General features: G+C 38.9%; 6 protein-coding genes. All 6 read left to right on the forward strand.

Going from position 1 to position 10,536, the window contains the following annotated elements:
* The coding region (locus LHW48_02910) for a PD-(D/E)XK nuclease family protein (protein MCB5259410.1) at positions 1-631 on the forward strand (631 nt) is incomplete at its 5' end.
* Positions 631-1,788, forward strand: coding sequence for a DNA cytosine methyltransferase (locus LHW48_02915; protein ID MCB5259411.1), 1,158 nt, complete (start codon positions 631-633; stop codon positions 1,786-1,788). The genes LHW48_02910 and LHW48_02915, both read left to right, overlap by 1 nt.
* 81 nt (positions 1,789-1,869) lie before the next feature.
* Positions 1,870-4,497, forward strand: a complete 2,628-nt coding sequence (locus LHW48_02920; protein ID MCB5259412.1) for a DrmE family protein — start codon at positions 1,870-1,872, stop codon at positions 4,495-4,497.
* On the forward strand, positions 4,494-8,156 hold the full coding sequence (locus LHW48_02925) for a DEAD/DEAH box helicase (GenBank protein MCB5259413.1): 3,663 nt from the start codon (positions 4,494-4,496) through the stop codon (positions 8,154-8,156). The genes LHW48_02920 and LHW48_02925 overlap by 4 nt, the downstream gene beginning before the upstream one ends.
* Positions 8,157-8,160: 4 nt before the next feature.
* Positions 8,161-10,014, forward strand: coding sequence for a DUF1998 domain-containing protein (locus LHW48_02930; GenBank protein ID MCB5259414.1), 1,854 nt, complete (start codon positions 8,161-8,163; stop codon positions 10,012-10,014).
* Positions 10,015-10,308: 294 nt separating this feature from the next.
* On the forward strand, positions 10,309-10,536 hold a 228-nt coding region (locus LHW48_02935), incomplete at its 3' end, for an IS21 family transposase (GenBank protein MCB5259415.1).

Genomic DNA, 10,536 nt, shown 5'->3' on the forward strand with positions numbered 1-10,536 from the left:
CCCAAGCAACGACCCCGTCAACCGTCCCGGTTCATATGAACGTGCAAAGCAACTTGTACAGCACATAATGACTGAATATTCGTATATATATGCAGCCGACTTTGGACGCTTGCGGCAAGACGAGGCGCGTTTTGAAATTTCTGTTAAGGATGCATTGATAACAGGAGCCATTGATTTGCTTATGCTCGAAGATCCAAAAAGAGGTATTATTACAGCGGATGTTATCGACTTTAAGTCGATGGAAACACCTGAGGACGTTGCATCTTATGATTGGCGGGATATGTCTGTTCAGGTGCAATTATACTCAAAGGCGGCAAAAGAGGTTTTAGGCGAAAATGTGGAAACAGGTTATATACATACATTAAAAGACAATCAGCGTACTGCTGTGCCAGTGGACAACCAATCCGTAAACAACGCCATCGGTGTTATTGAATGGGCTGTCAAAGGGATACTCATTGGTGACTTTCCTATGAGAGCTTGTCAACAGAACTGTGTTAGTTGCGACTTTAAGGCAATGTGCGCTCAAAAGCTCCAAGCCTTCAAAAACACGGAAACCCCTCCGCAAATCAACACTCCAGCGGGTTTGAAAACTATCGCCGCGTTGGACATTGAAAGTGAGGGAGGTTATTAATGAGATTTGAATTTGAAGCAGTAGACATATTTTCAGGCTGCGGAGGTGTATCCTGTGGACTTACTTTGGCTGGTTTTAAAGTAAAAGCTGCGGTTGAAATTGATCGTAGCGCAGTAGAAACCTATCAAAGCTATCAACCGCTTAGCATGGTAAAAGTATTGCATGATGACATTTGCAATTTGAGCGGTTGGGAAATACTTAAAGCCGCTGATATAAAAAAGGATGACATATATTTGTTCGCTGGCTGTCCTCCATGCCAAAACTTCTCACGTAAAAACCCAAAAAACATAAAGAAAACCCTTGCTGAACGCAAAAAACTTTTATTTGAGTTTTTGCGAATAATCGAGGAATTGGAACCACCGTTCATACTGATGGAGAATGTGCCAGGCCTTAAGACCAAATCCAACAAGGAAATCCTCGACGAATTTCTAACTCGTCTGAGAAAGAGATATTTGGTGGTAGAAGGCATTCTTAACTCTGCTGACTACGGAGTTCCGCAGATACGTAAGCGATTTGTGCTACATGCCGTGCGAGAAGACATTCACAAGGAATTGAATGATAGCGGGTTTCAATTCGAGTTTCCGAAGCCAACTCACTCAGAGAAAGAAACTGACGGTTTACTCCCGTGGAAAACGGTACAAGAAGCCATCGGTGATCTACCGCCCATTAGAGCGGGTGAAACCTACGTGGATCCCGAAGGGAAAATTCACAATCATAAGTGCGCTAATTTGAGCGATATCAACCTTCAGCGCATACGGGCAATCCGGGCCAACGGTGGTTCGCGTGACGGATTACCAGAAGATTTGGTCTTGGAGTGCCATAAAAAAAAGGATGCTAATGGCAATGTCTTTTCAGGACATAAGGATGTTTACGGTATTATGGATGCTAACAAACCAGCACCTACAATGACAGGAGGATGCCTAAGCTATTCAAAGGGGCGCTATGGACACTACGAACAGGATAGGGCAATTTCAATTCGTGAAGCGGCTCGTTTGCAAACATTTCCAGACAATTTCATATTCAGTAACTCGCTTACAGCGGCTGCTCTGCAAATTGGCAATGCTGTACCGATAGACCTTGTAAAGGCGAGTGCTATAGTACTGAAACAAGCAATGTATATAGTAAAAGAGAAAAGAATTAAAAAAAAACGCAGCTGATTTTTTGAGGTATTGGAGGAAGGGGCTAAACAAGCTGAGGGGTTCAACAGGAAGTGATTTTGTTACGGAGGTAGCTGTACCATGACAAATGATAAGAAGCGCTTTTGCTTAACTGATAAGTGCGACATATACTTTGAAAACTCGCTTATATCTAAAGAGCTAATTGTCAAAAAGTATGCCGAATTTTTCATGTCCGCTTTGTCTGGTAATGGCCATTCAGTCAGCGTAGCGTTGCATACGGGTTCCATTTGCTTTGATATTGTATCGTTTATTATGGTTGCATTAGCATCTGTATCGTTTGATAGGACTAACTCCGAATCGATTATTGATTCTTTAAATGAAGGTGATATTGTTCTGTTCAGAAATGGTCGGTATCGTTGGCGTGGATTGGATTTCAGAGATGGAACCCAATACATTACTCTAGAGCAGGATGGCAGAGGGAAAAACGGAAAAACAATTTCTTGGATTCCGTTTGAGGATAATAAAAACTTAATAAAACCCTACTATGGGACTTCAAGCTTGACCGACGGAAGAGGAATAAGGCGACAAGATAACAAAAGAGCTGATTTCATTTCGCATATATTGGGAGTTCCAGTAACAGAGGTGCCAAGTGTTACTGGTGCTTCTGTGGTTATTGTTACCGAACGTGACACTTTTGCCCGTTTATCTAAAGGTTTACGCATTTCTTATGGAGACAACATGAGCGTAGGATTGCTGGATATAGTTACAGCATCGTATTATGCGGACAGCGGTGAAGAATATCAACTAGGTAACAATCCAGCAAAAACAGAACCAGTATTGAAGATAACGAGGAAAATATCGACCGCTCGTGAGTTGGTGTTAGAGAAACATGGAAATACAACAGTCGGGTTGATGGTTATCGGTGCAGATGCAGTATCAAATGGTGGTTCCGAACTGATTGACCTCTTGGGAAGAAAAACTCTTAAATTTTCTCATATTGCGGTAGAAATTGATTCAGAATGTGCGAAAGATATTATTGAATCGCAGGGGGGAGCTGCAGTATTTGCGTGTACAAGGGAATTTCTGTTGCAAAATTCTCTTCCTCCACAAGAGATAAATAACCTAACCCTTGAACTTGACAGACAAATTGAGAATATTGTTAATAATACAGTTAAGACAGAGATTGTTGATGGCGGATGCTCATGGGAAAATTTTCGTAAAATCAAAGAAGCGTTATATGCAATAAAGAACTCTGAATGGAATGACGATAATAAGAACTCTTTTCTAATTAAAGCATATTCCCTCCTTAACCTCTTAATCACAGCTGTATTTCCTATTGAAAAACTCGAAAAAGCTATAGAAAACGGCATGTTGAAGGCCAGTGTGACTTCTCCTGCTATCCGGATCCGTGAACTTAGGGATTTAGCAGAAAATGCAGAATCTGTAGAATATCATTGTATATATGTTATCGATGCTTTAGAACAGTTGTACAAATCTTGCTTCGCAGATTGTTCTAAATATAATGCTTTAAAGCGATACCTCGAGTCTTCGAACGCAGAAAAAATTGCTCTTGTTGTACCAAAAGCATATTATGTCAATATCCTCTGTGAGGACGAAATATTTTACAGAAGAGGAATAACTATAGTAACCGCCAACCGTTTTGATAACTCTGTATGCTATGACGAGATCATAGCTATAGGTGATTTCTGCGGAAAACGGTTTGATCCGGTAAAATGTAGAGCGGCTGAAAATGTTATTGTATTGCTTTATGAATGCGAAACGCACTGGTTCAAGTACAAAAAATACAAAGCGGAAACTTTTGAGAATAAATTGAATTCCAGAATCGGTGTTATTCAAGATGATCTATTTGATGATGACCTGGAAAACAATGAAGATAAGAACAATGACTTAATCTCATTTATTGATGAGGAAGTGGGTTTGGAAAAGTATATAAATAATATAAGTATACTTGATATCAATAAGTATACTTCTAACGTTTCTGGCAATGCTGGAGACACATTAACATCCGAAGTATGCGCTATAGGGCGATTTGTAAGCGATGAACAAGTATTATTTTCCAAGTACTACAAAGCAGTTGTTTTTGATTCTGTAACTGGAACAGTATCTGAAATTGCTGCGGAAAGTCTTTCTGCAGGGGATCAGCTTGTATTTCTAAAACGAGACGGATATGCCAGAAATATGGTTGATTATATATATGAGAATTTACAGATAAGCGGTCGCTTAAGTTCAGATGTTTTGGATGCGACTGAAAAGGCATCTTATTGGAAAGATATTTTGCGCGAATACAAAGTAATTTATGACCTTTCATATAGGGATATTGCAACAAGGCTTCAAAAACTCGGAAGCTCATTACAAGAGGCTTCCATTCGTCAGTGGCTTATCGAAGAAAGTCATATAGTGGGGCCTCGAGATGAAATTACGTTAAGACATATAGCCCAACTTACTCAGGATCCATACCTTCTTAATGACACGCACAGTTATTTCGAAGCATGCCGCATTGTACGGCGGCAAAGAAAAGAAATACTAGAATTAATCGGAAAAGCTATTTTAGACAAGCTACGCGGACACAAACCACCTATAGGAAGTATTCTTGAAATAGTATACGATAATGTGGAAAATTTGTCTGAGATTTTAGAGTTGGCCACACTAAATTTGCTTGAAGAACCAGTTACTGTTTCTGCTAACTTAATCAATAAACCGATTACGGATTGGGAGGTTACAATATGACAAATAATGAAATTCGAGAGCAGATGATTGCAGCTAGAGAAGAATATATTCAATTAACTAAGTCTGAGCTTCTAGGGCCTGGTTCGGAATTCAGCATACCTGATGCTGAACACGAGCTTATTTCAAGCAGCCCGACAAGCCGTTACTCAGTAGGTATATTATATCCGCAAGGGAACGAAATCAGTCAGGATAACGATGAAACCATACCAAAGGAAGAAAACGGTGAAGGAATCGCATACGAATTTGAGGATTCTTTTACGCAGAATGATGAACCGAATGAGACAATAACAAAAGCGATACGAAACTGTGAATACGACGAAACTGCTCAAGAAAACTTAGATGAAGAAATAAGCCTTTCTTCTCAGTATATGCCTTCGTCTATGGGGATAACTTTTATTGTAAGGGGAAAAACAGATTTAGTACATGGCAGTGCTGATTTTGCTACATATAGAAAAGCAAAAGTTTCCGACTGCATAATCCCTTATGTTCCAGATAATTCCGAAAGCTACTCCATACCACCTGAGCTTGAGCATAAAATGGTTTATGATAAAGAATTGAAGATAATTAAACTTATTTCTTCAATTAATGCAAAAGAAGTCAGAGACATCTTTGAAAGGGACACAATACCTGAGAATGAGTCTTTTGTATTAAAAAGAATAGCTTATCGTTTTGTTGATTTTTGTAGAAACGGTTATGTTCGTGTCCCCCATATGGTTGAGTTTACACTGGATTTTTCGCAAAGTGATTATATAGATAATAATAGAGAACTAGATGGTACAACTGCTAAAATCACGGCGTTGCGTACAAGAATCTCAGACAATCTATGGTCAATAACTGTTATGCTGGTTAACGATCTTAGGGAAACACCAGCAAAGCCCAACAATTGTATTTTTCAACCTTTTATTAACGTTTCATCTGAAAAGAATGAATTTGTATTTGTAGAAACGGAACTTAATGATGATCCGGAAACAATGGATGATGAAGAACATTCACTTGAGTTGCAATATCGACACAAAAAAGTGTATGGTACAGGTCTTGGTGTTTCAGTTGATTGGAATATCAATGATGAAGGTAAAGGCAGTATTTGGAGTGAATTCTTCCCGATAGCAGAGGTTGCGCCGATGGATTTCAACCTACCAGTAAATGATAAAATTAGTTCGGAAAAACTGTCAATGAAGTATTTGTCAGATTTAAATCCAACGGATAAATCGCATAAACTCTTCGATTTAAAAAGTATGGTTGACTTATATAAAAAATGGGTTGAAGATCTTAAAAATATTGCTGAAACACTTGATATACGATATAAATCGGCAGCAGCTAAAAATATTGCAGAATGCGAACGCGCTTGTAATCGAATGTATTCAGGAATTAAAACATTGCGAGATAATGATATTGCATATAATGCTTTTATGCTGGCAAACAGAGCAATGTTTATGCAAAGAATACACCTTAAAATGCAAGCAGAAACAGCCGACAAAGACCGTTATCCTGATGATATGCAAATTGCTTCAATTTTGAGTAATATGGATTATAGAAAAGCTGACGATGGAGATTGCAAATGGCGACCTTTTCAGATTGCATTTTTACTGATGGATATTAACTCAATAGTTGATGATGCATCGCCTGAACGTGACATTGTAGACCTTATTTGGTTTCCTACTGGCGGGGGTAAGACAGAGGCATATCTCGGGTTAACTGCATTTACGATTTTCTATCGTCGGTTAAAACACCCTAAACAATCAGGTGGTACTGCAGTGATGATGCGTTATACACTTCGTTTGCTTGCAGCTCAACAATTCACTCGTGCCTCTACATTGATATGTGCTTGCGAATATATCCGCAGAGATTGTGAAGCAAAACGCCACAGGTATCCTTCTTATATGTTAGGTAAAGAGCCAGTTACTATTGGCTTGTGGATAGGTGGAACTCATATTCCAAACAGAAATGAAGATGCAAAGTTTCATTTAGAAAAGTTGTTGAATGTAAAAGAGCATTACTATGTCCGGAGTGAGAAAGACAGACATAATAAATTCCAGGTATTAAAATGTCCTTGGTGCGGCACAAAACTTGTCAAAGATGAGAAGGACAAAAAACTTGTCGGTAAGTGGGGCTACAGTATGAGGGACAATAAGCATTTCTATATGTTTTGTCCGCAAGATGAATGCGATTTTACTACGCGATTGCCTATTCAAATAATTGATGAAGAACTATACGAAGATCCCCCAACATTGCTTTTCGGAACAGTGGACAAATTTGCAATGCTACCTTGGGACGGACGCATTGGATCATTCTTTGCAACAGACACTAGTAATCGTACGCCTGAATTGATTATTCAAGATGAACTTCACCTGATTTCAGGTGCACTCGGAACTATAGTAGGTCTGTATGAAACTGCTGTTGATGCTTTATGCAGCAGTAAAGGTATACGTCCCAAAATAATAGCTTCAACTGCAACAATACGCCGAGCTAAGGAGCAATGTTCAGTTCTGTATAATCGTGAAGTTGTTCAATTCCCTGCTCCTGGCTTAAATTCAGATGACTCATTTTTCGCCCGGGAAGCTAAAATATCATATAAAGAAGGCGTGTTCGGTCGGAAATATGTTGGGATTATGCCGTCTGGAAAAACAAAGGCTATGACTGAAATACGAGTTATGGCTGCTCTTTTACAAAGAATTTATATGATGAACCTACCAGATGAAGTAAAGGATAAAATGTGGACTTTAACAGCGTATTTTAACAGCCTTAAAGATCTTGGTAAAGCATCTACACTTGTAGAAGATGACGTCAAGGATTTTATTATTCGAACAGCAAATCGTATGTTCACATCGCGTAGGTTGATTATTAGTGCTGATGAATTGACAAGTCGTGTAACAACAACTGAGCTTAACGAAACATTAGACAAACTAGAAAAAGTGGAATATTCGAGGAAAAATATTGACGATAAACGTTATGCTTCTAATATTCTCCTGGCTACTAATATGATTTCTGTCGGCATAGATGTTGCTAGACTAAATGTTATGTTGATGATTGGGCAACCAAAGCTGACAAGTGAATATATTCAGGCATCCAGCCGTGTCGGACGCTCATTTCCGGGTGTGGTATTCGTGCAATACGATGCTACTAAGAATCGAGATCGTTCTCATTATGAACAATTCAGAGCATACCATGAGTCGTTTTATCGCTTTGTAGAGCCGACTGGAGCGACACCGTTTTCAAAACCCGCTCGAGAAAGAGCTCTACACGCCGTGCTTGTTTCGATTATACGGCAACAAGCTGGGTTGAACGAGGATAAGGACGCGGTGAACTTTGACAGTGAATACTTCTCAGATATTGTTTCAGGTGCAGAGCAGTTTATACTTGATAGAATTAAAAATATCAATAAACGTGTCGATAGCGGAGTGAATTATGATGCTGATGAAGTGAAATGCGAAATGAGCTCCTTCATTACTGAATGGCAAACGAAAGTTGATTTGTGTCTGGAAGCGAATGTACCATTATTTTTTGGACGTAGATTCATGGTCAATCCTCCTGGCACAGATATGAAACGCTTACTTAAACCGTATAATACTATTGGAGAAGACAATTCGATTGAAACTCTTACCTCTATGAGAAATGTAGATACTCCAGTTAAAGGTAAGGTTATTATTTGGGAGGGATAAGTCAATGGTAAATAAAATCAAAGAAAAAGTCGATCTTAATAAAGTTACACATTCGGTGCGCGCTACCCAAGCCGTTCTGCAATATGGGGTTGGTGCTATGGTTGACTTTCCTGATCAGACTCTTATTACGGCGGCGCCGGAATACTGGAGTGGAAAATTGAGAATCGATGACGAACGGTTTGCAAAGGCACTTGGCGTAGACTATTTTGCGATGCCTGTAGATATATCATATATGAGATTTCCTGAATGGTATTTTTGCCCGAAGTGCCGAAAGTTTCAGCCTATAACTCAGTGGGTTAATGAATATAAGAAACGATCAAAGGCTAGAACACTTGAAAATGATGAGCATATGGTAAGGCACATGCAATGTTTGGAATGCCGTCAAGATTTGGTTGTAGCTAGAATCGTTACTGTTTGCGAACACGGTCATATTAATGATTTTCCTTGGATTAAATGGGTGCATATACAAAGCAAAAAACCGATATGTGCCAACCCTACCCTAAAGTTTAAAACAGGTGCTTCAGGAAGTGAAGGTCTGGAAGGATTGAATATAGCTTGTTCTTGCGGCGCCTCAACGACTCTTAGGGGTGCCTTTGATAAGGACTGTTTTGAAAAACTTGATAAAGCATCAGGATCGAATGATTTCCGTTGTGAAGGTAATCACCCTCACAAACATATCAAAGAAAAATGTGATTGCTATCCGCGAACTGTACAACGAGGCTCATCATCGGTGTATTTTCCTGTGGTATATAGCTCTCTTGTGATTCCTCCATATGCGGATAAGCTAAATGCTCAAATAGAAAAAAGTAAAGCTTTTGCAGATTGTTTGACCATTATTGAGGACGAAGAACCTGGGGATAAAATTAATACTATAAAAAGTCGATTGCCAAGATGGGCGAAAAAAATTGCATTGGAAATAGGTGCTGCAGAATCTGAAATAGAGAGTATTCTAATTAGAAAATGGCTTGATTATTATGAATCTGAAATTGATGTAACGAGCGTAAAGTATCGTGCTGATGAATATGCAGCATTAAGCGGAAAAGTGTCCTCTTCATCCGGGTTTTTTGGTGATTTTTCAAGAGAAGAAATGCCAATAGATGAGTATCATCTTCCTCACATCAAGTCTATTTCACTTATCGATAAAGTTAAAGTCGTAAATGCTCTAATCGGATTTTCACGAATCAATCCTGTTGTTGGGAAGAATGATGCGGGTTTTGTCCATGTAAAAGAACCAGATACTCGATGGTATCCTGCTTATGAGGTTCGAGGGGAAGGAATATTCATTGAGTTTGCACAAAATGATATTGATGAATGGATTTTGAATAATCCTTCGGTAATTGAGCGCGTGCACCGAATTAATGAAAATTATGCTATGTCGTTTATTGGACAGGGCAACCCTCGAACCATATCCCCGAAGTTTATTTTGCTTCACACAATATCCCATTTGCTGATCAGGCAACTTAGTTTTGAGTGTGGTTATAGTATAGCGAATCTAAGCGAACGTATTTACTGCGCTGAGGAATCTGAAGGGAAACAAATGGCGGGGATATTTATTTATACAGCTAGCGGCGATTCTGAAGGCACATTAGGCGGACTAGTCAGACAAGGGAAATCGGATGCATTTCCGCGTATTTTTAGAAAAGCGATTGCTGGAGCAAAAGCATGTTCAAATGATCCTGTATGTATTCTAAGTCAAGGCCAAGGACTTGAATCCCTAAATCTTGCTGCTTGCCATACTTGTGTACTTTTACCAGAAACTTGTTGTGAAGAACGCAACGGATTTCTTGATCGAGGTATGCTTATTGGAACATTTGAAGATAGAGGCATAGGATTTTATAGCGAGTTACTGCAAAAATAAAATTATATCTTTGTAAGGCAAAAGAATACAAACCTGTCTTTACAAGATATGTTATTTGGATAACTTGACAATAATTATTGATAGGAAAAATATACACATAATGCTGTTGACGAAAACTTCTGTACTAGAGGGTATATAAATTAATGTATGGGCTATATACGCTAAATAAGCTACTTAAATCCTACAGGATATTTAAGTAGCTTATTTAGCGTGCTATTTTAAGGGGGTGATGCTTATGCTTGCACTGATATACACATTATTACTTGGATAACACAACAAAAGGAGGAATTAAAAATGATCGGTATCGAGCAATATCAAAAAATCCAGGAATACAAAGAACTTGGACTTGCCCAGACCAAGACTGCTAAAGCGCTGGGGCTCACCTATACTTCTGTCAGTAAATACTGGAATATGAGCAAAGAAGATTATGCCAGGGAAGCTGAGCAGGAAAAGCACCATATGGATAATTATCGACAGTACATATTAGAGCAATTGAAAATATGCCCACAAATCCGGGATACC

This window comes from Candidatus Cloacimonadota bacterium, assembly GCA_020532355.1.
Taxonomy (GTDB): domain Bacteria; phylum Cloacimonadota; class Cloacimonadia; order Cloacimonadales; family Cloacimonadaceae; genus UBA5456.